Source organism: uncultured Pseudoflavonifractor sp. (assembly GCF_944387805.1).
GTDB lineage: Bacteria > Bacillota > Clostridia > Oscillospirales > Oscillospiraceae > Pseudoflavonifractor.
Genome location: NZ_CALXGI010000024.1, coordinates 12,596 through 37,792, shown reverse-complemented (window position 1 = coordinate 37,792; position 25,197 = coordinate 12,596). Strand labels below are relative to the sequence as shown.

22 protein-coding genes are annotated in these 25,197 nt (G+C 62.5%); 7 read left to right on the top strand and 15 right to left on the bottom strand.

The genetic code is table 11. The features are described 5' to 3' along the window. Positions 1 to 232 precede the first annotated feature (232 nt). The 8 genes from Q0K06_RS07870 to Q0K06_RS07835 all read right to left on the bottom strand — a co-directional run bounded on the left by Q0K06_RS07870 (position 233) and on the right by Q0K06_RS07835 (position 8,457). Positions 233 to 1,420 carry a hypothetical protein gene (locus Q0K06_RS07870; RefSeq protein WP_294550836.1) on the bottom strand — a complete coding sequence of 396 codons (1,188 nt, stop codon included), beginning with the start codon at positions 1,418 to 1,420 and terminating at the stop codon, positions 233 to 235. Between the two features lie 2 nt (positions 1,421 to 1,422). Continuing rightward, the gene (locus Q0K06_RS07865; protein WP_294550833.1) at positions 1,423 to 1,821 is read right to left on the bottom strand and encodes a hypothetical protein; all 399 of its coding nucleotides are present in this window, start codon (positions 1,819 to 1,821) and stop codon (positions 1,423 to 1,425) included. Between the two features lie 3 nt (positions 1,822 to 1,824). Beyond that, positions 1,825 to 4,776 carry a glycoside hydrolase family 3 protein gene (locus Q0K06_RS07860; RefSeq protein ID WP_294550831.1) on the bottom strand — a complete coding sequence of 984 codons (2,952 nt, stop codon included), beginning with the start codon at positions 4,774 to 4,776 and terminating at the stop codon, positions 1,825 to 1,827. A gap of 262 nt (positions 4,777 to 5,038) precedes the next feature. After that, entirely contained in the window at positions 5,039 to 6,307 is a 1,269-nt protein-coding gene (locus tag Q0K06_RS07855) for an ATP-binding protein (RefSeq protein ID WP_294550829.1), read from the bottom strand. After that, positions 6,304 to 7,014 carry a LytTR family DNA-binding domain-containing protein gene (locus Q0K06_RS07850; protein ID WP_294550826.1) on the bottom strand — a complete coding sequence of 237 codons (711 nt, stop codon included), beginning with the start codon at positions 7,012 to 7,014 and terminating at the stop codon, positions 6,304 to 6,306. The genes Q0K06_RS07855 and Q0K06_RS07850 overlap by 4 nt, the downstream gene beginning before the upstream one ends. 143 nt (positions 7,015 to 7,157) lie before the next feature. Then, positions 7,158 to 7,778: an S-layer homology domain-containing protein gene (locus Q0K06_RS07845; RefSeq protein WP_294550824.1), complete on the bottom strand. Its 621-nt coding sequence runs from the start codon at positions 7,776 to 7,778 to the stop codon at positions 7,158 to 7,160. Positions 7,779 to 7,883: 105 nt separating this feature from the next. After that, on the bottom strand, positions 7,884 to 8,150 hold the full coding sequence (locus tag Q0K06_RS07840) for a pro-sigmaK processing inhibitor BofA family protein (RefSeq protein WP_294550822.1): 267 nt from the start codon (positions 8,148 to 8,150) through the stop codon (positions 7,884 to 7,886). Positions 8,151 to 8,205: 55 nt separating this feature from the next. Further along, positions 8,206 to 8,457: a YaaL family protein gene (locus Q0K06_RS07835; RefSeq protein ID WP_294550820.1), complete on the bottom strand. Its 252-nt coding sequence runs from the start codon at positions 8,455 to 8,457 to the stop codon at positions 8,206 to 8,208. Between the two features lie 468 nt (positions 8,458 to 8,925). Here Q0K06_RS07835 and Q0K06_RS07830 point away from each other — a divergent pair, with 468 nt between their 5' ends. The 7 genes from Q0K06_RS07830 (at position 8,926) to Q0K06_RS07800 (ending at position 17,721) form a co-directional block, all read left to right on the top strand. Then, positions 8,926 to 10,908 carry a toprim domain-containing protein gene (locus Q0K06_RS07830; RefSeq protein WP_294550818.1) on the top strand — a complete coding sequence of 661 codons (1,983 nt, stop codon included), beginning with the start codon at positions 8,926 to 8,928 and terminating at the stop codon, positions 10,906 to 10,908. 24 nt (positions 10,909 to 10,932) lie between these two features. Next, the gene (locus Q0K06_RS07825) at positions 10,933 to 13,176 is read left to right on the top strand and encodes a DNA topoisomerase (ATP-hydrolyzing) subunit A (protein ID WP_294550815.1); all 2,244 of its coding nucleotides are present in this window, start codon (positions 10,933 to 10,935) and stop codon (positions 13,174 to 13,176) included. Between the two features lie 67 nt (positions 13,177 to 13,243). Further along, complete coding sequence (locus tag Q0K06_RS07820) at positions 13,244 to 14,119, top strand: YitT family protein (RefSeq protein WP_294550813.1); 876 nt, start codon at positions 13,244 to 13,246, stop codon at positions 14,117 to 14,119. A 57-nt stretch (positions 14,120 to 14,176) separates the two neighbouring features. Further along, the gene (locus tag Q0K06_RS07815) at positions 14,177 to 14,767 is read left to right on the top strand and encodes a lactate utilization protein (RefSeq protein ID WP_294550811.1); all 591 of its coding nucleotides are present in this window, start codon (positions 14,177 to 14,179) and stop codon (positions 14,765 to 14,767) included. Positions 14,768 to 14,802: 35 nt separating this feature from the next. Then, positions 14,803 to 16,677, top strand: a complete 1,875-nt coding sequence (locus Q0K06_RS07810) for a glycoside hydrolase family 13 protein (RefSeq protein ID WP_294550809.1) — start codon at positions 14,803 to 14,805, stop codon at positions 16,675 to 16,677. 144 nt (positions 16,678 to 16,821) lie between these two features. Then, the gene (locus tag Q0K06_RS07805; RefSeq protein ID WP_294550805.1) at positions 16,822 to 16,911 is read left to right on the top strand and encodes a helix-turn-helix transcriptional regulator; all 90 of its coding nucleotides are present in this window, start codon (positions 16,822 to 16,824) and stop codon (positions 16,909 to 16,911) included. Positions 16,912 to 16,941: 30 nt separating this feature from the next. Next, positions 16,942 to 17,721: a hypothetical protein gene (locus tag Q0K06_RS07800; protein WP_294550802.1), complete on the top strand. Its 780-nt coding sequence runs from the start codon at positions 16,942 to 16,944 to the stop codon at positions 17,719 to 17,721. A gap of 39 nt (positions 17,722 to 17,760) precedes the next feature. Here Q0K06_RS07800 and Q0K06_RS07795 read toward each other — a convergent pair whose 3' ends face one another. The 7 genes from Q0K06_RS07795 to Q0K06_RS07765 all read right to left on the bottom strand — a co-directional run bounded on the left by Q0K06_RS07795 (position 17,761) and on the right by Q0K06_RS07765 (position 25,171). Then, complete coding sequence (locus Q0K06_RS07795) at positions 17,761 to 18,189, bottom strand: CBS domain-containing protein (protein ID WP_294550799.1); 429 nt, start codon at positions 18,187 to 18,189, stop codon at positions 17,761 to 17,763. 144 nt (positions 18,190 to 18,333) lie between these two features. Continuing rightward, positions 18,334 to 19,170, bottom strand: a complete 837-nt coding sequence (locus Q0K06_RS07790) for a QueG-associated DUF1730 domain-containing protein (protein ID WP_294550795.1) — start codon at positions 19,168 to 19,170, stop codon at positions 18,334 to 18,336. Continuing rightward, entirely contained in the window at positions 19,160 to 20,683 is a 1,524-nt protein-coding gene (gene murE / locus Q0K06_RS07785) for a UDP-N-acetylmuramyl-tripeptide synthetase (RefSeq protein ID WP_294550792.1), read from the bottom strand. Before murE ends, Q0K06_RS07790 begins: the two co-directional genes overlap by 11 nt. A 66-nt stretch (positions 20,684 to 20,749) precedes the next feature. After that, the gene (locus Q0K06_RS07780; protein WP_294550790.1) at positions 20,750 to 21,457 is read right to left on the bottom strand and encodes an amino acid racemase; all 708 of its coding nucleotides are present in this window, start codon (positions 21,455 to 21,457) and stop codon (positions 20,750 to 20,752) included. 13 nt (positions 21,458 to 21,470) lie between these two features. Then, a complete protein-coding gene (locus Q0K06_RS07775) occupies positions 21,471 to 22,682 on the bottom strand; it encodes an ATP-grasp domain-containing protein (protein WP_294550788.1) in 1,212 nt (403 codons plus the stop codon). 31 nt (positions 22,683 to 22,713) lie between these two features. Further along, positions 22,714 to 22,917, bottom strand: coding sequence for a hypothetical protein (locus Q0K06_RS07770; protein WP_294550786.1), 204 nt, complete (start codon positions 22,915 to 22,917; stop codon positions 22,714 to 22,716). A 28-nt stretch (positions 22,918 to 22,945) separates the two neighbouring features. Next, positions 22,946 to 25,171 carry a bifunctional (p)ppGpp synthetase/guanosine-3',5'-bis(diphosphate) 3'-pyrophosphohydrolase gene (locus tag Q0K06_RS07765; protein ID WP_294550784.1) on the bottom strand — a complete coding sequence of 742 codons (2,226 nt, stop codon included), beginning with the start codon at positions 25,169 to 25,171 and terminating at the stop codon, positions 22,946 to 22,948. Positions 25,172 to 25,197 lie beyond the last annotated feature (26 nt).

The following is a 25,197-nucleotide window of genomic DNA, read 5'->3' as shown; positions in this document are numbered from 1 at the left end:
CCCCTTTAGGGGTATTGTCTGTATTATGCCCTTATAGGGCTTAATCAAGCCTCCGGCTTAGCCGGAGGTTGTGACTCGCGGGCTGCTGGCCCGCTTCACCCTTTGGTGATTCAAATGCCCGGCAGAAGCGGATTCCGCCTGCGCCGGGGTTATGGCAAAAAGCGCCGCCCCCTCCGCCGATTGAGGCGGAGGGGGCGGCGCTTTTAACAGAGGGAGGAATGAAGAAGGCGAATTACTCGATGACCAAGGTGCTGTGGTCATAGTTCAGGGTGGCGGTGCCGTCGCCGTTGTCCACCCAGGTGCCGCCGATGTGGCTGGCGTTGACAGGGCCGCCGCCGGTCTCGTCGGCCAGGAAGGTGCCGTCGGGATACAGCTCCAGGGTGCCGGCGGCAAAGCTGCCGGCCTGTAGGGTATAGGAGTAGGAGGAGCCGGCGGTGGTGGCCATGGGTGCGGTGTTGAAGGGCGTGGAGCCGCGCAGGCTGGTGGTGTGGCCCGCCTCGCCGCCGTTGGTCAGGTCGAAGTTCTCAGCGATGATGGGCCAGTTGAAGATGTTGTTGGCAAAACCGTCACTGTACGAATAGCCGTCGGTGAACAGGTGGTTCTCACCCAGGGTCAGGCCGTCGCTGACGGTGGTGGTGTCCGACGTGGGGTTGAGCACATAGCTGTTGGTGCTGGTGGCCACTGCAGTGACCGAGTAGGTGGCGCCCCGGGTAAGGGCGTCGGTCTCCGTGCCGAAGTTATCAGGGGAGACGCCCTCAATGGTCAGGGTGACGGTGTCGCTGCTGTCGGCAGTGTTGGTGAAGGTCACATCCACCTTGTCGGGGTAGGCCTCGTACAGATAGGTATTCAGATTGGCTATCTGCATGCCCATGGTGCCCTCAAAGGTGTTCCAGTAGTAGTAGATCTCCGGGGCGCTCTGGTTGCCGGTGTAGACGTACTCGGCGGTGGCGGCGGTAGACATGCGGTAGGTGTCGTCGGTCAGGTCGGGGAAGGCGTACACCTTTACCAGGTAGTCGCCGAAGGCGTACTGGAAGGCATCGGAGAAGAGGCCGGAGTAGGTGTTGCTGTCGTTGGCCTCAATGGGGTCGCTGGTGTAGATAAAGGTGTCGTCATCAGAGGTGGCGTCGGGGGCGCAGAAGTAGATGAGGTAGTACTCCGCGTTCTCCACGCCGGTGAAGGAATAGCTGCCGTCCTCGCTCACGGTGAAGTTGGTGGGGGCGTCCAGCTGGATGGCGTCGCTGTCCGCGCTGGGAGAGGCGGCGGGGCTGTTGGTCCGGCCGGAGGAGAACAGGGTGCTGAGGATGGCGGAGGTGGTGGAGAAATAGGTCTCGGTGTTCTGTGCCAGCGAGGAGCCGCAGGCGGTGCAGCTCAGGCACAGCAGGCCTGCCAGCAGGCCCAGGAGAAGCTTGCGCTTTTTCATGGTCAGTTTCTCTCCTTTCTGGTGAAGCAGGAGATGATCTCGATGATCACGGTGACAAAGCACAGGATCATGATGGAGATGACGGGGAACAGAGTGCCCCGGGAGCCGTACATGGTGATGTTGTTGAGCCGGTCGGCCCAGACGGGGTAGCTGTTGAGGAAGAACAGGCCCACGCCGAAGGACACGCAGAACACGGCCGCCAGGTTGAGCACCTCGGCCACTTTGTTGTCCATCAGGGCATAGAGAACGGCGCACGCCACGCCCAGAGCCAGGGCCAGGAACACCGCCGTGTCAAAGTAGTCGTACACGGCGCCGTAGATGCAGAAGATGACCAACGTCACCAGATTCACTGCCGCGCTCAGGAGACTGGCCTTTGCGCTCAGACTCTTTACTTTACTCATAACTCAACCCTCCTGTACAGCGGTGCGCTTCTTGTCCTTGCAGATGGAGACCACGCAGAGCACCGTGCACACCACAAAGCCCAGAGCAAACACGGCGGTGGCGGCGAGCATGGCGGTCTGCCACCAGGGCACCACGGTGACCACTACGCTGTTGCTGCTCAGTCCGTTGACGGACACGGAGTTGACGGCGGCGTAGATGTTGTGCTTGGTCATCTGGCGCAGGCACTGGAGCATGTAGCCGTCGCCGGCGTCAACAAAGGACTGGATGGCCGCGGCAGTCTCGCCGGGGTCCAGACAGAAGAAGGTCAGGCCGGCGTCGAACATCTCCTCGTAGTGGGTCTTGTAGAGGGAGCTCTTGGAGAAGCCGTCGGTGGTGATGTGGCCCTTGAAGCCCCACTCGCCCCGCAGCACGGTGGTCAGCAGGCTCTTGTCGGTAGCGGCGTAGATAACGCCCAGGCGGTTGAAGGCGGTCATGACGCTGTTGGCGCCGCCCTCGCAGAAGGCGCCCTCGCACACGCGCAGATAAATTTCCCGCAGGGCCTGCTCGTTGGTGAAGGTGGCCAGACTCTCCCGGTGGGACTCCTGGTCGTTGAGGACAAAATGCTTCACGGCGTAGTTGATGCCGTTTTCCTGCATGGCGGCGGCCTCATTGGAGGTGACGATGTAGGACAGGTTGCCGTCCTCGGAGACATACTGGTGGTTGCGGCCGCCGAAGGGGGTGCGGTGCAGGTTGCCTGCTCCGTACCAGATCTCGTTCAGGCCGCAGAAGGCGGCCTCAATGGCCAGGAGGCGGCCCTTCTCGGTAAACCGCTCAGTGTTCCAGGTGCGGGCGGTGGTGGGCTCGGACACCCAGGTCAGGGTGGCCTCGCCGGTGGAGGTCAGGTTGCTGGCGCTGCGGCAGTCGTCGGCGCGGGCCTGGGCGGGGATGCCCAGACGGTCGATGCCGGCCACGCCGAAGGTGTCGGGCATGAGGGCGGCCATCTCTTCCACGGTGAACTGGTCCAGGAAGGAATTCCAGGTCTCGTCGTCGTCATAGTCCACCAGGCGCATGTCGATGAAGGACAGGCCGTTGTCCGCGCCCTGAGTGAAGTCGGGCACAGCGGGGGCGTCGGCAGGGGTCTCATACCAGTCCAGGTTCAGATCCTCCATCATCTCGTCGGTGGCGTCCACCACCACTGCCTCGGCGGGGTAGGTGCCCTCCCAGTCGCTGCGGGAGAGATAGGTGAAGTCGATGCCGTAGTAGCTCAGGTCGGCGTGGTCGAACTGGTTGGTGACCTCCACGCCGGTGAAACGGGACAGATTGTAGGTGTCGGCGTCCAGCTCGGCCTGGTTCCAGGTATAGGTCTTGGCGGCGCTGCCGTCGGCGGTCATGCCGTCGGCGGTGGTGTAGCCCTTGGCCGCCAGGATGTTGTTCAGGGCGTCATGGGCGTTGTCGCCCACGGACAGATAGTAGTCGCCGGCGGAGAGAATGTAGCCCGCCGCGCCCTTGGTGTCGTAGCTGGCCAGGAAGTACCGCTCCACAGGGACGGTGACAGTCTGGCTCTCGCCGGGCTGGATTGTATCGGTCTTTTCAAAGCCCACCAGCTGGATGGCGGCCTTCTCCACATTGTTCTGCTTCTCATAGTCGCCGTAGGGGGTCTGGGCGTAGACCTCCACCACGCTCTTGCCCGCCACAGATCCGGTGTTGGTCACCTGGACCTCTACCATGTAGTTGTCGCTGGCCGCGTCGAACTCCACGCCCAGCAGCTGCTGGTCAAAGGTGGTGTAGCTCAGGCCGTAGCCGAAGGTGTAGGCCACCTCGTCGGCGTAGTTCCAGCCGCCGCCGGTGGAGGAGCCCGCCGCGCTGGAGGCGTTGCCGCTGCCCATGACCGCGTCCTCATACCGGGTCTCGTAGTACTTGTAGCCCACGTAGATGCCCTCGGCGTAGATGACGTAGTAGTCAATCTCACGGCCGTTGTTGGTGGTGTCGGTGCAGGTGGCGTTGACCTCGTCCACGTTGCCCCACATCTGGGTGTTGTCGCCGGCATAGGTGACGGCGGGGGCGGACAGGGAGTTGACGGCGTAGGTGTCCACAGTGCGGCCGGAGGGGTTCACCTTGCCCGTGATGACGTTGGCCACGCCCTCAAAGCCTACGGCGCCCGGGTCGCCGCACACCAGGCAGGCGTCCACGCCATAGTCGGCCAGCCAGCCCAGCTCCATCATGGCTTCGGAGTTGATGACCACCACAATGGAGCCGAATACGCCGGCGTCCTTCTGGTCCTTCAGGTAGGACATAAGGGCCTCCTCATTGGTGTTCAGGCCCAGCATATGCTTGCCGTCGGTGCCGTAGAGGGCGTTGTCGTTGCTCTCGCCGCCCACACGGGTCAGAACCACCAGAGCGGCGTCGTTGTAGCCGCTCTGCCAGGAGGACTCATAGGCCTTCACATCGGAGATAGGGGCCTCGATGACCTCGGTGTTGGTGGTCTTGCCCAGCTGGCTGTACACATTGTCCGCCAGGGTGGTGTTCACGTTCTCCGCGCCCAGGACCTTCTGCATGGCGGAGATAAAGGTCATGGTGGGGATGGAGGAGATGGAGGACGTGCTGGAGTTGGAGTTGTAGGAGCCGTTGCCGAAGATGGTGACCTGGCTGCCGGCGGCAAGAGGCAGGGCGGCGTTCTCGTTGCGGAGGAGGATGGTGCCCTCCTCGGCCTGGGTGACGTTCTCGGCCGCCACGGCCATCTCCAGCTTGAGGGCGGACTGCTTGTTGGTGTAGTCCGTGCCGAACTCGCTGGTGTAGTAGGCGGTGTCCACCTCGGTGCCGTCATCCACGGTGATGATTTCACTGGTGCTCACGTTGAGGGCGCTGTTGATGGCGCCGGCATACTCGAACATCAGGGTGGACGCCGAAATGGTCAGGAGCATGAGAAATGCCATGACTGCGGCCAGGCCGCGTGTGATGGATGTCTTTCTTTTCATAGTAACCTCCCAGATTCCGGAATGTTTGCCCGCTGCCGTCTGCAAATACGGTTGGGGCAGATGCTGCCTGTCCTGCGGTGTTTCCCTCCTTTCCTGATGACTCTGTCGGATTGTGTCCGGGCACGCTTCGCATGCAAGTATACCAGCCTCAGGAAAAAATAAAGGAGATTCTCCGCAAACGGTTCCTCACGGCCCCGAAACGGTACGGGCAGAGAAAAACCCCCGGACGGCATGGCGCCGCCCGGGAGTGGAAAAAGCAGATTCAGTTGGAGGGAATGGGAATGGTCACCCGCAGGAGGAACAGGTTGCGCTCCGCGCTGATAAACAGCTGCCCGCCGTACTTTTTGGCGGCATAGCGAATGTTTTTGATGCCGAAGCCGTGGTAGCCGTTGTTCTCCTTTGTGGTGACAGGCAGGCCGTCCTCAAAGGTGAGGGACTGCTCGTAATAGTTCTCGAACTGGAAGAGGAGCAGCCCGCCCCTGGCCCACACCGACACGGCGATGACCCGCTTCTCCGGGTCGGGCAGCTGGATGACGCTCTCAATGGCGTTGTCCAGAGCGTTGCCGAAGATGGTGTAGATGTCGCTGCTGTCCAGGAAGGAGAGAGGCCGGCCGTCGGCCACGCAGGTCAGGGTAATCTGGTGGGCCTCGCAGTACAGGCTCTTCTCGGTGAGCACCGTGTCCAGCACCTCGTTGCCCGTCTCCAGGGTGGAGTCGTAGATGTGAATGGACTCCTCCAGCTCGGAGAGATACCGCTCCTGATCTGCGCCGCCGGGGCGCAGGGAGGAGAGCTGGTGCTTCAGGTCGTGGCACTTCCGGTTGATGATGTCGATATTCTCCTTTGTGATGCGGTACTGGTCCTTCTGCTGACTGCGCAGGTACTGCTGAAGCACCACCTCCCGCTCCAGCTGGAGCTGCTTGACCTGGCTGGCCTGGGCCCACAGGAAGAAGAGACAGCAGAACATGGCGTACAGCCGGCAGATGAGCAGCAGCTCCGGGTTTCCGGCGGCAGAGGCCCGGTTGGCGGCCAGGCTGAGCACCAGCACCACCGCCAGGATAAGGCCCACCGAGAAGAGAACCCGGCGGGTGTCCAGATGATACCGGGTGTCGCTGGCCAGCCTGCGGGCAAAGAACAGGTAAAATGTGACGTCTACCACAATGAGCACGGAGAAATAGCACAGGCCAATGTCCTCCGGACCGGGCTGGGGCCAGCCCAGTATGGAGTGGAGCACTGAGTGGGCGAGAAACGTGAAATGCTGAGTGGCGTAGGCACAGGCAATGCAGTAGAGGGTGTCGGGCAGGGAGATATCGCAGCAGAAGAGCACATAGCACCCCGCCAGCAAAAATCCCACCACAAACTGAAGCTCCGCCAGTGGCTGGAGCAGCACTACCCCCACGCAGGCCAGAAAACCCAGGGTCAGCCGCCAGGGGGCGTGGCTGCGCTTCTTCAGGGGCCAGAAGAACAGCAGGCAGCACACCAGCAGCTCCATGGTGAATTTGGACCGGTCCAGAAAATCCACCAGTGTGATCACCGCCCGCCACCTCCGTAATAGGCAGACACAGCGGCCAGAAATTCCTCCCGCCGCCGCCGGGAGATGAGCAGTTCAGCGCCGCCCACCACCACGGAATTGCCCTTGATCTCCGCTACATGGCGCAGGTTGACCAGGTACCCCTTGTTGCACCGGGCGAAGCTGGCCCCCGCCAGGGTCTCCTCCATACCCGTCAGCGTGCCCGGCATGGTATAGACCTTGTGCTCAGTGTGAATCTGGAGCTGGTGGTCGATAACCTCGATGTAGGTGATATCGCGGGTGGACAGCCGGAGCACGCCGTCCTCCGTGGGCACCAGCAGGCTGCGCTGCTCCCGGCTCTTCAGGGTGGCTACCACCTTGTCCATCTTGAGGGCAAAGGCAAAGTAGGTCACCGGTTTGAGCACAAAGTCCAGGGCACCCACCTCATAGCCCTTGATGGCGTATTTGGCCATGTTGGTGATAAAAATTATAATCACATCCGGATCCACCGCCCGGATCCAGCCCGCCGCCGTCATGCCGTCCAGACGAGGCATCTCAATGTCCAGCAGAAGCACGTCGTAAATAGGGGTATAGTGGTCCACCGCTTCGGCCCCGTCGGTATAGACGGTGACATCAGCCTTGACCCCGGCCTCCCGTTCATAGTGAGCCAAGTAGGAGCGGAGCAGCTCCACCGATTTGGGGTCGTCCTCCACAATCGCAACGCGAATCAAAAACAGCGCCTCCTCTCCCGTTGTGTTCTATGCCGATATTATAATATGGAAGAGAAACTAGCACAAGCGTACTTGGAGAAATTAGATAGAAAATGCCCTGAAGGACAGGCCTTCAGGGCATAAAAGAGGGGAAAACAAACCAATCAGCCGGCGGCGGGGGTCATGAGCCGCACCAGGATAACGGCCAGTTCAGCCCGGGTGGTGTAGCCCAGGGGGCTGAGGGTGCCCACGCTGGTGCCGGTGATAAGCCCGGCGCCCACGGCGTGCTTCATGCCGTCCACCGCCCACTTGGACACCTTGTCCCCGTCGGGGTAGAGGCTGAGCACACCCTCGGCCAAAGCGTGGCCCTTATAATAGGTATAGCGGCTGAGGAACAGGGCCAGCTGTTCCCGGGTCACCAGGTCGCCGGCGCCAAAGGAGCCGTCGCTGTATCCGTCGGCAATCTGGGTCTCTCTGGCCCAGCGGGTGGCCTGGTCGCACCAGCTGCCCGCCGCCACGTCGGGGAAGCCGGTCTGGCTGGCGGGCTCGGGGCAGCCCTCCAGCCGCCACAGTACCGTGATGACTGTGGCCCGGGTCACATAGGCGCTGGGGGCGAAAGAGGTGGAATTGGTACCGTTCATCAGGCCTTTGTCCGTTACGGTCTGCACCGCTTCGGCATACCAGGCAGTGTCTTTTACGTCACTATAATCAGAGGCCCAGGCCATGGGGGTCAGGCACAGCGCCAGGCTCAGGGCACACAGGACGGAGAGAATTCTGCGTTTCATGGGGTGGTACACCTGCTTCCTTAAAATTAAAACAAGTATACCATCATAATTTTACAAATCTGTGAACGCCGGCGCATTTTGTCAAAGGGCCGTAAAATGCGCCTCCTACCGCAGCGCCCAGGTGAGCATGAGCAGCAGGCCGAAGCCGGGGGCGCCCAGCACCCCCAGCACCAGGGCGTTAAACAGGTTGACCCCCAGGGTCACGCCGATGAGTCCGCCCACCTTGCTCATCAGCCACAGGACGGCCAGCCCCGCGCCGGTGCGGGCCAGAAGGCGCATCAGGCTCCGGAGAGGCTTCTGAAGGGCGGCCAGGGCCATTACCAGCACCAGCCCGCCCAGAAGCCAGGGGAGCATATTCACCAGGGATTCCACAGCGGTCACCTCTGCGCAAAGTCTGCCGGAACCCGGGCGGCGGGGCGGAAAACCCCTATCTTCTCAGCGGTGCGCCGTCCATCTCCTTGACCCGCCGGAGCAGGTAGGAGTAGCGGGCCTGGAGGGCGTTGATTTCGAACACATAGGACTCAATAAGGTCCGGGTCCCGGGCCGAGTTGAAGCCGGAGTAGGCCTGGGCGATAAGGGTGCGGGTGCGGGAGAGACCCTCCAGCAGGGCGTCCCGCTCCTCGTCCTGAGGTGTGGGGTGCTTTTTGCAAAACGGCAGGGTCCTGGCGGATTCAGCCATGGGACCGGCCTCCTTTCCGTATGGTGAAGTACTGGTACAGTGTATTTTCATTCTGGACAAATATGACAGGCTTTATACCAGAAATAACCATACATGTCCGGCGGTAGACGGCACATACTACACTCGGACAAGGCATAGCGCACCTCCTCTCTTTTTAAGCCGGTGCCCGGCAGGGCCCGCCCAGTCGGGCGGCCCCCTGCCCCACGGCGAAAGGCGAAAAGGGAAGGACGTGCCGGGAGCGGCGGCAAATGCCGTCCCTCCCGCAGAAAAACCAGCCCTGTCCCGTCCGGCGCAGGGGGAGACAAGGGCCCCTCCCGCCGGATGAGCAGAAGCAGCCGGGACCGTCTCTTTTAAGAGACGGTCCCGGCTCTTTTCCATCGTTCCGCGCCGCCGCCCTTTCCTTGACAGAAGGGGCGAATTGGAGATAAAATAATACAATGTAAAACTGTGTAATGCGAGGAGAAAGCAATGGCCAAAGCCAGTAAAACCTACGGCAACGAGTCCATTTCCGCCCTCAAGGGCGCCGACCGGGTGCGCAAGCGCCCGGCTGTCATCTTCGGCTCCGACGGGCTGGAGGGCTGCGAACACGCCGTATTTGAAATTTTGTCCAACGCCATCGACGAGGCCCGGGAGGGCCACGGCAGCCTTATCACCGTCACCCGGTACGAGGACAAGTCCATCGAGGTGGAGGACTTCGGCCGGGGCTGCCCCGTGGACTGGAATGAAAAGGAGCAGAAGTACAACTGGGAGCTGGTGTTCTGTGAGCTGTACGCCGGCGGCAAGTACAACAACAACGACGGCGACAACTACGAGTACTCCCTGGGCCTCAACGGCCTGGGCTCCTGCGCCACCCAGTACGCCAGCGAGTACTTTGACGCGGTGATCCACCGGGACGGCTTCGAGTACACCCTCCACTTTGAAAAGGGCGAGAACATCGGCGGACTGAAAAAGGAGCCCTATGCCGGCAAAAAGACCGGCTCCAAATTCCGCTGGAAGCCGGATCTGGACGTGTTCACCGACATTAACATCCCGGTGGACTACTACCTGGACGTGATGAAGCGGCAGGCGGTGGTCAACGCGGGGGTCACCTTCCGGTTCCGCAACCAGGTGGGGGGCAAGTTCGAGACCACCGAGTTCAAGTATGACAACGGCATTGAGGACTATGTGAAGGAGCTGGCCGGGGAGAATCCCCTGACCCAGCCCGTGTTCTGGCAGACCGAGCGCCGGGGCCGGGACCGGGCCGACAAGCCGGAGTACAAGGTGAAGCTGAGCGTTTCCTTCTGTTTCTCCAACGCGGTGCAGATTATTGAGCACTACCACAACTCCTCCTGGCTGGAGCACGGGGGCAGCCCGGAGAAGGCCATGCGCTCCGCCTTTGTCTCCGCCATCGACGGCTATCTGAAGGCCCAGGGCAAGTACCAGAAGAATGAGAGCAAGATCACCTGGAACGATATCCAGGACTGCCTCATCCTGGTGAGCAATAACTTCTCCACCCAGACCTCCTATGAGAACCAGACCAAAAAGGCCATCAATAACAAGTTCGTCCAGGAGGCCATGACCGAGTTCCTCAAGAGCCAGATGGAGGTCTACTTCATCGAAAATCCCTTTGACGCCCAGAAAATCGGCGAGCAGGTACTCATCAACAAGCGGGCCAGGGAGAACGCGGAGAAGGCCCGGCTCAACATCAAGAAGAAGCTGACCGGCAGCATGGACATCTCCAACCGGGTGCAGAAGTTCGTGGACTGCCGCACCAAGGACACCGAGCGCCGGGAGCTCTACATCGTGGAGGGCGACTCGGCCATGGGCGCGGTCAAGCTGAGCCGGGACGCCGAGTTTCAGGGCATTATGCCCGTCCGGGGCAAGATTTTGAACTGCCTTAAGGCCGACTACGCCAAGATTTTCAAGAGCGAGATCATCACCGACCTCTTAAAGGTGCTGGGCTGCGGCGTGGAGGTCAACGACAAGCACGCCAAGGACATGGCCACCTTTGACCTGATGAACCTGCGGTGGAACAAGGTGGTCATCTGTACCGATGCCGACGTGGACGGCTTCCAGATCCGCACCCTGATTTTGACCATGCTCTACCGCCTCACCCCCACCCTCATCCAGCGGGGGTATGTGTATATCGCCGAGTCCCCCCTCTACGAGATTAACTGCAAGGAAAAGACCTGGTTCGCCTACTCCGACAAGGAGAAGAACGACATCGTGGCCTCCCTGGAGGGAAAGAAATTCACCGTCCAGCGGTCCAAGGGCCTGGGCGAGAACGAGCCGGACATGATGTGGCTGACCACCATGAACCCGGAGACCCGCCGCCTCATCAAGGTCATGCCCGAGGACGTGGAGCGCACCGCCCAGGTCTTCGACCTGCTGCTGGGAGACAATCTCCAGGGCCGGAAGGACCACATTGCGAGCGAGGGGTACAAGTACCTGGAGCTGGCGGATATTTCATAAATCCTCTGAAAAGGACGGAACTGAATGGCAAAGAAAAAGGCCCCCGAGGAGGGGGCGAAGCACAAAAACAACCCCAACGTCATGGGCCTGCGGCCCGAGGTGCTGGAGCAGCCCATCACCGAGACGCTGGAAGTAAACTACATGCCCTACGCCATGAGCGTCATTGTCTCCCGGGCCATCCCGGAGATTGACGGCTTCAAGCCCAGCCACCGGAAGCTGCTGTACACCATGTACCAGATGAAACTGCTGGGCGGCGCCCGCACCAAGAGCGCCAACGTGGTGGGCCAGACCATGAAACTCAACCCCCACGGCGACGCCGCCATCTACGACACCATGGTCCGCCTCTCCCGGGGCTACGGGGCCCTGCTCCACCCCCTGGTGGACTCCAAGGGCAACTTCGGCAAGGTCTATTCCCGGGACATGGCCTGGGCCGCCAGCCGTTACACCGAGGTGCGGCTGGACGGCATCTGCGCCGAGCTGTTCCGGGACATCGACCAGGACACCGTGGACTTTGTGGACAACTACGACGGCACCATGAAAGAGCCCACTCTGCTGCCCACCACCTTCCCCAACGTGCTGGTGAGCGCCAACCAGGGCATCGCCGTGGGCATGGCCTCCAACCTGTGCGGCTTCAACCTGGCCGAGGTGTGCGACGGCACGGTGGAGTACCTGAAGCACTCCGACTGCGACCTGACGGCGGTGCTCAAGGCTCCCGACTTCCCCACCGGCGGCGAACTGCTCTATGACGCGGCCGAGATTGCCCAGATCTACAACACCGGCCGGGGTTCCTTCAAGGTCCGGGCCCGGTGGCGGTACCTGAAGAGCGAAAACCTTATCGAAATCTACGAGATCCCCTATTCCACCACCGTGGAGGCCATCATGGACAAGGTGGCCGAGCTCATCAAGGCGGGCAAGGTGAAGGAAATCGCCGACATGCGGGACGAGACCGACCTGACCGGCCTGAAGCTGACCATCGACCTGAAGCGGGGCGCCGACCCGGACAAGCTGATGCAGAAGCTGTTCCGCTCCACCCCCCTGATGGACTCCTTTGCCTGCAACTTCAACATCCTCATCGCCGGCATGCCCCGGGTCATGGGCGTGCGGGAGATTCTGGAGGAGTGGACGGCCTGGCGGATGGAGGGCGTGCGCCGGCGGACCTACTTCGTCATGAAGAAGAAGCAGGAGAAGCTGCACCTGCTCAAGGGCCTGAAGAAAATCCTGCTGGACATCGACCGGGCCATCAAGATCATCCGGGAGACCGAGGAGGACGCCGAGGTGGTGCCAAACCTGATGATCGGCTTCGGCATCGACAATATCCAGGCCGAGTATGTGGCCGACATCAAGCTGCGCAACATCAACAAGGAGTATATCCTCAAGCGAATTGAGGAAACCTCTACACTGGAGGAGGAGATTGCCGACCTCCAGGATATTGTCAGCAATCCGGGCCGCATCAAGAAGATCATCATCTCTGAGCTGGGCGCCGTGAAGAAGAAGTACGCCCAGCCCCGCCGCACCGAGATCATCTACGACCACCAGCGCCTGTCCGAGCCCGAGCCGGAGGAGGAGATCCCCGACTACCCGGTCACCGTATTCCTCTCCCGGGAGGGGTATTTCAAGAAGATCACCCCCGCCTCTCTGCGCATGAACAGCGAGCAGAAGTACAAGGAGGGAGACGGGGCGTGGCTCCAGTGGGAGTGCACCAACCGGGACGAGCTGCTGGTCTTTACCGACAGGCAGCAGTGCTACAAGACCCGCATGAGCGACTTTGACGACGCCAAGGCCTCCGTCCTGGGCGACTATCTGCCCACCAGGCTGGAGATGGACGCCGGCGAGAGCGTGGTGTGGGCCTGCGTCCCGGGGGACTACTCGGGCAACCTGCTCTTCTTCTTCCGCAACGGCAAGGCCGCCCGGGTGGAGCTCTCCGCCTACCAGACCCAGACCCGCCGCCGGAAGCTGACCGGCGCCTACTCCGACAAGTCGCCCCTGGCCGCCGCCCTGCTGCTGCGGGAGGACCTGGAGCTGGCGGTCATCTCCACCGAGGGCCGGTGCCTCATTTTCCACACCGCTCTCCTGTCCCCCAAGGCCACCCGCACCACCCAGGGCGTCAACGTGATGACCCTCAAGCCCAAGTACTCCATAGACCGGGTGGAGCCGGTGGAGCGGACGGCTATTGTCAACACCGCCCGCTACCGGGCCCGCAGCCTGCCCGTGGCCGGCGCCCTCCTGAAGGGAGAGGACCGGGGAGAGGAGCAGATAAGCCTGCTCTGAGCCGGACACAAGACCCATCAACCCAGCCGGGAGCGGGCGCAGCCCCGGCGCCCCGTGAGAGGTATTTATGAAACCAAAATCCAAAGTGCTCACCATTGTGTGGTCCTATTTTATGATCACTGTGGCCTCGGCCATCTACGCCGTGGGATTCAACTGGTTCTATGTGCCAAACGACATCGCCTTCGGCGGTATCACCGGCGTGGGCCAGATTATCAACGCCATCCTGCCCTGGGCTCCCATCGGCACGGTGGTTATTATCCTCAACATCCCCCTGTTCATTCTGGGCTGGCGGCTGCTGGGAGGGCACCTGCTGCTGTCCTCTCTGTATGCTATGGCGGTGTCCTCCGTGTTCATCGACCTTATCAACAGCCTGGTTTCCTTTGAGCCCATGGACCATCTGCTGGCCTGCGTCTTCGGCGGCGTGCTCATGGGCGCTTCCCTGGGCTTGGTGTTCCAGCAGGGCGCCACCACCGGCGGCACCGACCTCATCGCCCGGCTGCTCAAGCTGAAAATCAGCTGGCTGCCCATGGGCAAGCTGCTCATGGCCACCGACCTGGTGGTCATCGTGGCCACCGCCATCGCCTTCGGCAGCGTGTACAGCGCTCTGTACGGCCTGGTGGCCCTGTATATTGCCTCCCTTGTCATGGACAAGGTGCTCTACGGCATGGACAGCGCCAAGGTGGCCTATATCATCAGCGATCGCTTCCGGGAGATTGCAGACGTTATCGTCAACGACCTGGACCGGGGCGTCACCATTCTCCAGGGCCAGGGCGCATACTCCGGCACGGAGAAGAAGGTGCTCATGTGCGCCTTTAAGCAGCGGCAGATTGTGTCCATCAAGAAGATGGTCAAGGACATAGATCCCACCGCCTTTGTCATCGTCTGCGACGCCCACGAGGTGCTGGGAGACGGCTTCCGGGAGTACCAGCAGAATGAACTGTGAGAAAAGACGTTCCGGGTCAGCGCCTGGACGCATAAAATAGAGAGAGGAGCGTTACATATGGCAGACATGGAAAAACTGCGCAAAACCCTGGAAAACAACGGCTTTGCTACCAGTTTCTTTGAGACCGCCCAGGAGGCCGCCCGCTATCTGGACAGCAAGCTGGACGGCAAGACCATCGGCATCGGCGGGTCCATGACCGCCCAGCAGCTGGGCCTGGATAAGCTGCTGCCCGCCCACAACACTGTCCACTGGCACTGGCTGGGCGGCACGGCTCAGGAAGCCGCCCAGGCCCAGGTGTACATCAGCTCAGTCAACGGCCTGGCCGAGACCGGCGAGATCATCAACATCGACGGCACCGGCAACCGGGTGGTGGGCACCGTCTGGGGCCATGAGGAGCTCTATCTGCTGGTGGGCGTAAACAAGATCGCCCCCGACTACGACAAAGCCCTCTGGCGGGCCAGAAACATCGCCGCGCCCAAGAACGCCCAGCGCCTGGGCCGCAAGACCCCCTGCGCCGAAAAGGGCGATCGCTGCTACAACTGCAACAGCCCCGAGCGTATTTGCCGGGCGCTCACCGTGCTGTGGAAGAAGCCGGGCGGCATTCCCTATGCCGAGGTGGTCCTCATCAACCAGGAGCTGGGGCTGTAAGACAAAGCAATTCTGTATCCAGTTAGGATGATTCCATGATAGATGCACAGACTTATGACTCACGGGACCCACGGTTCAAAACGCCCTACGGCGCAGTCTCCGGCGGCACGGAAGTGACCTTTACCCTCCGCCCCCTCCGCTCCGAGGGCTACTCCCGGGGGGTGCTGACCGCCCGGCTGGAGGCCTGGGACAACAGGCGCATTGAGGTGCCCATGCTGTGGACCGGCCTGGACGGCCAGCGGGATATGTTTACCGGCTCCCTGAACACCCACGGCTATATGGGCCTTATCTGGTATTCCTTCCGCCTGAAACGGCTGGACGGCAAGTCTGGCGAGGAGTCGGGGGAATATCAGCTGACCGTATATGACGAAAACGACAGGGTGCCCCGCTGGTTCGGCGAGGGTATGGCCTATCAGATTTTTCCCGACCGCTTCTGCCGCCTGACCGTGCCCAACCCCGCCGGCATGGTGGGGGGACGCTGGGTTCACCAGGGCTGGGAGGAGGAGCCGGAGTACCGGCCCGACCACAACGGGGAGATCCGCAACCGGGACTTTTTCGGCGGCAGCCTGGCAGGCATCCGCTCCAAGCTGCCCTACCTGCGGGACCTGGGGGTGGAGACCATCTACCTCTGCCCCATCTTCGAGGGCCCTGAGAACCACCGGTACGGCGTGGGGGACTACGAGAAGGTGGACCCCATGCTGGGCACCAGGGAGGAATTCTCCGACCTGTGCGCTGAGGCCCACGCCATGGGCATGCGTGTCATGATGGACGGCGTGTTCAACCACACCGCCTTTGTCAGCAAGTATTTCAACGGCGACGGGTCCTACCCCAACCTGGGCGCCTGCCAGGGTCCCCAGTCCCCCTACTACGACTGGTTCTGCTTCCAGCACTGGCCCGACCAGTACACCTCCTGGTGGGGCATCTACTCCCTGCCCACCACCAACAAGAACAGCCCCACCTGGCTGGAGTATATCACCGGTGAAAACGGCATTATCCGCTCCTGGCTGCGGGCCGGGGCGGACGGCTGGCGGCTGGACGTGGCCGACGAGCTGCCCGACCGGGTGGTGGCCGCCATCCACGACGCCGCCCGGGCGGAGAAGCCCGACGCGGTGATCATCGGAGAGGTGTGGGAGGACGGGTCCAACAAGATTGCGTACAGCGTCCGCCGCAAGCACATTTTGGGCGGCCACTGCGACGGCCTGATGAACTATCCTTTCCGTACCGCCCTGGTGGACTACCTGCTGGGGGGCGGGGCAGAGCGCTTCCGGGACTCCATGGAGACCCTGCGGGAGAACTATCCCGAGTTCGCCTGGTACTCGGCCATGAATACCCTGGGCACCCACGACACCATGCGCATTCTCACTCTGCTGGGGGAGAAGAGCGAGCAGCGGGGCCAGAGCCGGGACTGGCGGGCTCACGCCCGCCTCACCCCCCACGACCGGGCCCACGGCAAGGCCCGCCTGACCCTGGGGGCCATGGTGCTCTTTGCCTTTCCCGGCGCCCCCACGGTGTACTACGGGGACGAGGCGGGCATGGAGGGCTTTGAGGACCCCTTCAACCGCCGTACCTTCCCCTGGGGCCATGAGGACAGAGAGCTGGTGGGCCTGTTTGCCGCCCTGGGCGCTGCCCGGAAAGTCCGCAGGGCCATGCGCCGGGGAGACATCCGCTATGTGAAGGCGGAGGGCCGGGTGCTGGCCTTCACCCGTACTCTGGAAGAGGAGCGGGTGCTCTGCGCCGTCAACGCCGGACAGGAGCCCCAGACCGTAGATGTCCCCTGGGAGGGGGAAGCCGTGGACCTGCTGGGCGGCCCGACTGAGAAGGCAGAGGACGGCGTTCTCACCCTGGAGCTCCCCCCCCTCACCGGGCGGCTTCTGGCCACACCGGAGAAAAGAGAAAACCCGTCTGTCTGACGGAATATCCGATTCCCCCGCGCCCTTGGGCGCGGGGGCGTTGTTTTTTCCCCCGCAACCAGCGGTTGACAGCGGGTAAGGGCGGCTTGATTGCCAAAAACGGACGCTGATGCTAGAATGGGAGCAGGAAAGGAAGTGAACGCCATGACGCTGGGACAGAAAATTCAAACGCTTCGTCACGATGCCGGACTTTCTCAGGAGGGGCTTGGAGAGAAGCTGGGGGTGTCCCGCTAGGCCATCAGCAAGTGGGAGAGCGACGGCGCGGTGCCCGAGGTGGACAAGCTCATCGCCCTCTCCCGCCTCTTTGGAGTGAATCTCCATGACCTGCTCCAGGTGGAGGAGACAGCACGGGAGGAGACGGAGGATTCGGAGAAACAGGATCTGCCGGATCAGCCTCCGGAGGAAGGGCCGGAACCTTCCGCAGAGCAGGTGGAACCGCCCCGGCGGAGTGTCCGGTGGCGGACGGCGCTGTGCGTGCTGCTGGCAGCGGTTGTATGTGTCCAGGGCGCGGTGCTGTTCCGGCTGAATGGGAAGCTGGAGGAGCAGAGAAATGCGCTCACCGGCCAGGAGGCCAAGCTCCAAGCGCTGGAGGAGTTGACGGACAACCTCACCGGCCAGATAAGCAGTCTGGGAAGCGGCATCAGCCAGCTGGAGCAGGCAGTCAGCAGCCGGAACGAGCGGACGGAGGCGGAGCTGGACCCGGCCCTGCCCCTGGTCGCCCATGTGGACTTCACCATGGAGACCACCGAGTACGGCACCAGGGCCCTGAAGCTGAGTCTGGTTCCGGCCCAGAGCACCATTAGGGGGCTTCACTTTGAGATTACCTGCCCCGGCGGGACGGCCCGCAGCCACCCCGCAGCCCAGCTGGAGGACAGCTCGGCCTACACCCTGTCCATGATCTGCACCGATGAGGAGATTTCCGGCGGCTTTACCGTCTCGGCGGTGTTTGAGGAGCGGAGCGGCCTGCAGTACACCCAGGCCCTGGTCAAAATCTCCGACATTACAGCGGATAGCTGGAATGCGGAGACCCTGTGGGACCAGTAAACACAAAAAGCGCGTGGGCGTTATCGCCCACGCGCTTTTTTACAGCCGCCTGATATTGTCCGAGATGTCGGCCAGAGCCTTGCTGGCCTCCATGTCGTAGGCCTGGCTCAGGGCCAAATCGCCCAGGGAAACCATGCCCACCACCTTGTCATCCTCTGTGACGGGCAGCCGCCGCACCTGGGCGGCTGCCATCATCCGGGAGGCCTCCCGGGCATCGTCCTCCGGAGAGACCACCGCGCAGTTGCGGGACATAATCTCCCGCACCGGCGTGCTGGCCGGGTCCTCTTCCGCCGCCACGCACCGGAGCACAATGTCCCGGTCCGTGACAATGCCCCGGAGCCGTCCGTCCGCCCCGCACACCGGCAGGGAGCCGATGTTGTGCCGGGAGAGAAGCCGGGCCGCCAGGGCCGCCGACTCGTCCGGCGCAATGGACACCACGCTGCCGCTCATCAGGTCGCGTACCTGCATATCAAATTCACCGCTTTCTTCAGTCTGTGCGGCAGAGCATGGCCCGCCGCCTTGTCACAGTTCAGTATAGCCGGAAAAAGGGGCGGTGATACAACAAACGCGGAAAAAACAGCGGAGCGCCTGATTTTCAGCGCTCCGCTGCTGTTATCCGTTCTCCTTTAGGGCCAGGTTCCGCCGCAGCACGGCGGGGCCCCGCCAGGCAAAGGCCCGGTCGCCGTACTTCTCCCGAAAGGTGCGGTTGGTCAGGCCTTCCAGGTCGGCGGGGGCGAGGGAGGGAATCAAATCCTCCCGAAAGTCGGAGATGGGGGTGATGGCCGGGTGGGCGTTGTAGGGGCACACCCGCTGGCACAGGTCGCAGCCCCACAGGCATTCCTGAGCGGACAGCAGAGCGGACTCCCCGGGGGACAGCTCCCCCTTCTTCTGGGAAATGTCCGACAGGCAGCGGGAGAGGTGGAAAACCCCTCCGTCCAGTGCGCCGCCCGGACAGGCGGCGGCGCATTTCCCGCAGGAGATACACACATTTGCGGGTTCTGGTGTGGAAAATTCCAGGGGGCAGTTGGTGAGGATGGTGCCCAGAAATACATAGGACCCCCAGGGAGGCAGAATGAGCAGGCCGTTTTGTCCCCGCAGGCCTATGCCGCAGGCCCAGGCCAGCTGCCGCTCCGGCAGGGGAGAGCTGTCCGCACCGGGCAAAAATAAATACGAAAGGTACTTTTGGTGTAGAATATCACATATCGTATTTAATTTTTCGGTCAGAACCAGGTGGTAATCCCGTCCCCGGGCGTAGAGGGACAGGTTGCCCGGCGTATCACCGGCGTAGTAGGGGAAGGCGGCTGCCAGCACTGCTCTGGGCGCGGGACAGAGAGCAAGCGTTTTTTCCACCGCTTGGGGAGTAAGATGTGGAAGAGCATCCGCCCAGGCGAGCCCGCCCCAGGCTGCCGCGCCGCAGGCAGCAAAGGCCCTGTCCAGTTCAGGGATCATAGTGCTTGAGGGCCCGGCGGGCCAGCAGGGCGTCGGGCACGCAGGGCTCGGGGCCGTTCTTCCGCTTCTGCTGCTGCTCGGCGCCCTTGCCGGCCAACACCACCACGGCGGGGGTGGAAGCCTCCAGAATGGCCCGCTCCACCGCCTCCTCCCGGTCGGGGATAACGGTCCAGCTCTTGCCGAAGGGGGCGATGTACCCGCCAATGTCGGCGCAGATGTCGGGCACCTCCTCGGGGCCGGGGTCGTCCTCGGTGAGGATGATCCGGTCGGCCCAGCGGCCTGCCGCCTGGCCCATGCCCTCCCGGCGGTCCAGCCCCTTGCCGCCGGTGCAGCCGAAGAGGACGGTCAGCTGCCGCCCGGGGAACTCCCGCCGGACGGAGGACAGCAGGGCCTCCAGGCTCATGCCGTTGTGGGCGTAGTCCACAATGACGGTCAGCCTTCCATCCGGGGTGTTGAAGGTCTCCATCCGGCCGGGCACGGCGGCCTCCGCCAGACCGGCGGCCACGGCGGCCTCAGGCACGTCCAGGGCCTCCGCCGCCGCCACGGCGGCCAGGGCGTTCTCCACGTTGAAGGAGCCGGGCAGGCCTATGGACAGCTCCCGGGTATACCGGGGGGTGCGCACCAGGAAGCGGGTGGCGTCCCCGTCCCGGCGGATCTCACTGGCGTAAATATCGGCTGTGGAAAACTTGGTGGAAAATGTGTATATTTTGCTGCAACTCTCTGCGGCGGTCAGGATTCGTTCGGCAAAATCGCTGTCCAGATTCACGCAGGCGGCGGCGCTTTGGCGGAAAATCATCAGCTTGGAAGTGAAATAATCCTCAAAATCCGGGTGTTCCACCGGGCTGATGTGATCCTCCCCGATGTTCAAAAACACGCCCACGGAAAATTCCACACCCCCGGTGCGGTGGTACTTGAGGGCCTGGCTGGACACCTCCATGGTCAGGTACTCCGCGCCGCACTCCGCCGCGTTCCACAGGTGCCGCTGCAGGTCCAGAGGCTCCGGGGTGGTCAGCCTGGCCGGGCGGCGCTCCACGCCGTCGTCGGTGACGATAGTGGACAGAATGGCGCTCGCGTGCCTGCCCTGGCTCCGCCGCCACTCATCCAGGATGGACTTGAGAAAGTAGGCCGTGGTGGTCTTGCCCTTGGTGCCGGTGATGCCGGTGATGTGGAGCCGCCCGGAGGGGTGGTCCCAGGCCCGGTCGGCCAGCAGGGCCATGGCGCGGCGGATGTCGGACACCAGGATGCAGGGCAGGGCGCACTCCGTCCAGCGGCGCTGGCTGACATACACAAAAGCGCCCTTTTTCGCCGCGTCCAGCAGGTACTGGGGCTTGAAGGCCGCGCCCTTGCAGATGAAAAGCGTGCCGGGCACCACGGTCTGGGAGTCGCAGGACACCAGCCGCACCTCCCGGGTCAGGTCGGCGTGGAGGGGGGCGCTGTCAGAGAGCAGGCCGTGTTTCAGCAGCAGCTGGTAGTAGTCGCCCAGAGGGAAGTGGGGACGGGACAAGAAAAACACCTCCAGAGAGGAAATGGCCCCGCTGGGTGCCAGCGGGGCGGTAAACGATGTATCAGGGACGGTCTGTCACACCATGCGCAGCTTGTAGCCGCAGTAGGTGATGCACCGCTCGGCCAGGATGTCCATGGCGTCCACGTAGAACTCGGGCAGGGGGTGATAGGTGCGGTAGACCGACAGCTCGGTGCAGCCCAGGATGGCCGCGTCGCACCCGGCCTGCCGCAGGCACCTGTCCATCACCGCGAACTTCTCGCGGCTGCCTTTCTCGCCCTTTTTAATCTCATCATAAATGATGCTCATGACCACCTTCTGCACCTCGGGGGGCGGGGAGTAGGCCGCCAGCCCCTGGGCCTCGCACTCCCGCTGGTACACGCCGGTGCGGATCGTGCCGTCGGTGGCCAGGATGCCCACCTTGTGGACGCCCGGGTCAGAGGAGAGCACCTTCACCGTCTCCCGCACCATGTGGATGATGGGGATAAACAGCTCCTCCTGGAGCCGGTCGGCAAAGAAATGGGAGGTATTGCAGGGGATGGCGATGGCGGTGCAGCCCACCTGTTCCAGGGTTCTGGCGTCCTGGAGCAGGCGGCGGTAGCAGCCCTCCGCGTCCCCGCCCAGGATGGCGGAGGTGCGGTCGGGCATACGGGTGTCGCTGAGGATGACGGTGGGCAGGTGCTCCTGGTCGCAGGCCGCGTCGGTCCGGTCCAGGATGCGCTGGTAGAAATCCTGGGTGGCCTGGGGGCCCATGCCGCCGAGGATGCCGAGTTTTGCTTCGTTCATATGGTAAATCCTCTCAGTTGGCCTTCTCCATGGAGCTGGCGTACCGCTCCTTGTACCGCCACTGGTCCCGGATGATGCGCAGCTTGTGGATCAGGTTCCGGTCCGCCTTATAGAAGAGGGGATTGACCCAGGCGCCGGCGGCGGTAAGGGCCTTCATCTCCTGGTGGTACTTGCTGGGGATGTAGTCATAGGCCACCTTGGCCGGAATGACCCGCCACAGATGGCGGTTCTTGGTGACGGTCAGAGGGGCGGGGCGGTGGAAAATCCGGTCCTCCACCAGGTACTTGGCCAGGTTGTACCCCGCGCCGGTGACATAGTAATTGCTGCGGCCCTGGCGGCAGTTGATCTCAAAGACCTTGAACTTGCCGTCCCGCTGGTCATACTTCACGTCAAAGTTGGAGAAGCCGGTGAACTTGATGTCCTCCAGGAAGGCCCGCAGCTTCTCGCACAGCTCGGGGGCCTCCTCGGTGATGATGACCGCGTGGTTGCCGATGCCGTGGCGGGTGTGTTCCTCCAGCAGCACGTGGCCCACGCACATGAGCTCCACCTTGCCGTCCTCGCCGGAGTAGTTGGTGACCACCCGCATATAGGAGTCGTCCCCGGGGATAAAGTCCTGGATGATGAGGGAGTCCTCGTAGCCGTGGTTGTAGATGTCGTCGATGACCTGGTCCACCTCTTCCCGGGTCTGGAGCACATAGGCCTTCTTCTGGGTGTCGAAGGGGTGGTCCCAGTAGGTGGCGCTCTCGGCGGGCTTGACCACGAAGGGGCCGGAGAAAGGCAGGGCAAAGTCGTGGCCCTCCCCCTTGTGGTAGACGTAGGTGGCGGGGTGATCGATGCCGTACTGATCACAGAGCTGGTAGAACCGCTCCTTGTGGATGAGCTTCTCCATCAGGGCCAGGTTGATGTAGGGCGCCACCACGTTTTCGGGGAAGTTGGGCAGGTTCACGGCAATAGAGGTCAGGTAGTTGTCTCCGCAGCCCAGCACAATGACCTTTTTGTCGGGAAACTCCCTGGCCGCCTGGGTGACGTTCTTCAGCACCACCTGGGGCTCGTCGTTGTGCTGGCACACCCGGTAGTCGATGATGTCGCTGCCGTAGCAGGGGCCGGAGGGGTACATGCCGTAGGCGATGGTCCTGACGCCGTAGGCCTCGTGAAAGGCCCGGGCCATGCTGTACACGTTGATGTCTGCCCCCAGCAGCAGGGGGACAAAGGGCTGTTGACTCATGTCAAATTACTTCCTTTTGATAAAATCAGGGTTAGGCGGGCAGAGTGTTCAGCTCCACGGTATACCACATCTTGTCCCCGGAGGGGGACAGGGCGGTGAGGCGCACCCGCTCCCACCGGAGGGTCAGGTACTCCGCCTCCTCGGCGGTAAGGCGCAGCTCCCGCCGGCGCAGCTCTCCGCCCTGAAAAGCGGAGGACAGGGCCGCCTCCAGGGCGGCAATCTCTATTGTAGTCATATTCCAGCCTCCTGAGACGGAAACGGGGTCAGCCGGACACCCGCTTGACCTGATACACGCCGGAGATCTGCCCCAGCTTGTTGATGACGTTGTTGAGCTCATCCCGGTTCTTGACCTCCAGGACGATGGACACAGAGGCATAGCCGTCGGGCATGCCCCGGGCGGAGAAGGAGTCCACCTTCACCTTGGCGGCGGACAGGGCCATAGTCACGTCCATGGCCAGGCAGTCCCGGTCCTTGGCGGAAATTTCCAGAGAGGTGGGGTAGGCGGCCTGGTCGCCGCCCACCCAGGCCACATTGACCCAGCGGCCCGCCTCCTCGGGGCGGCGCCTGGACGGGTCGGCGTTGGGGCAGTCGGCCCGGTGGACGGACACACCGAAGCCGCGGGTGATAAAGCCGACGACCGGGTCGCCGGGAACGGGGGTACAGCACTTGGCGAACTTGACTAGGCAGTTGTCCAGGCCCTCCACCACAATGCCGGACTCGGACTTGCGGGGGGTCTTGACCTGGCCGGGGACGGGGGCGGGGGAGGCGGGGTAGACCACCTCGGCGGCAGCCCGTTCGGCGGCGGCCTTCTCCTCCTTGACCCGGCCCAGGCGGGTCAGCTCGTCCTTGATGCGCACCACCGACTTGGCGGCGGTCATGCCGCCGTAGCCGATGGCGGCGTACAGCTCATCCAGGGAGTTGAAACGTACCTTCTTCAGGATGGAGGGGAGGGCGTCCTCGGCGGTGATCTGGGCCAGGGTGATGCCGGAGCGCTTCAGCTCAGCCTCAAAGGAGGCGCGGCCGGTGGCAATGTTCTCCTCCCGCTTCTCCTTCTTGAACCACTGGCGGATTTTGTTGCGGGCCTCGTTGGACTTGCAGATGTTCATCCAGTCGCGGCTGGGGCCGTGGGCGGACTTGGAGGTGATGACCTCCACGATGTCGCCGTTTTTCAGAGGGGTGTCAAAGGGGACCATGCGGCCGTTGACCTTGGCGCCGGTCATCTTGTTGCCCACGGCGGAGTGGATGGAATAGGCGAAGTCGATGGGGGTGGCGCCGGCCGGCAGGTTGATCACGTCGCCCCGGGGGGTGAACACAAACACCTCGTCGGCGAACATATCCACCTTCAGGGTACGTACAAACTCCTCGGCGTCGGTGTCCTGCTGGTTCTCCAGCAGCTTGCGCACCCACTCGAAGGCCTCTTCCGTGCCCAGCTTCTCATTGGCCAGGCCCTGCTTATACTTCCAGTGGGCGGCGATGCCGTACTCGGCGGTGTTGTGCATCTCCTGAGTACGGATCTGCACCTCAAAGGGAATGCCCTCCCGGCCGATGACGGTGGTGTGGAGGGACTGATAGCCGTTGGGCTTGGGGGTGCCGATATAGTCCTTGAACCGGCCCAGCACCGGGCGGAACAGGTCGTGGATGCAGCCCAGCACATTGTAGCACTCCGGGATGTCGTCTACAATCACCCGGAAGGCATAAAGGTCAAAAATTTCATCCAGGGTCTTGTTCTGTGCGTACATCTTCCGGTAGATGGAGTAGATGTGCTTCACCCGGCCGTACACCGTGCACTTGATGCCCTCCTCGGCCAGTCGGTCCTCAATCTTTTTCTGGATGGAGGCCATAAACTCCTCGTGGGCAGAGGAGCGGGCGGCCAGCTCGTCGGCAATCTCCTGATAGCCGATGGGGTCCAGGTACTTGAGGGAGGTGTCCTCCAGCTCCCACTTGATGCGCTGCATGCCCAGACGGTGGGCGATGGGCGCGTAGATCTCCATGGTCTCCAGGGCCTTTTCCTTCTGCTTTTTGGGGGACTGGTACTCCATGGTGCGCATGTTGTGGAGCCGGTCGCAGATTTTGATGAGGATGACCCGGATGTCCTTGACCATAGCCATGAGCATCTTCCGCAGGTTCTCCATCTGTTCCTCTTCTTTAGAGGTGTACTGCACCCGGGTCAGCTTGGTGACGCCCTCCACCAGGTCGGCCACCGTGGGGCCGAACCGCTTGGCAATCTCCTCATGGGTGGCGCCGGTATCCTCAATGGTGTCGTGGAGCAGGGCGGCGATGATAGAGTCGGTGTCCAGCCCCAGATCGGCCACAATTTCCGCCACGGCCAGCGGATGGGTGATATAGGGAGAGCCGTCCTTGCGCAGCTGGCCGGAGTGGGCGTTGTCCGCAAAGGTGAACGCATCGAAAAGTCGTTTGCTGTCAAGGGACGGGTTATAGGATTTGATCTTATCCACCAGCGCCTCATAGCGCTCCAGGATGGGGTCCATAAAATCACCTCCGAAAATGTCGCGGG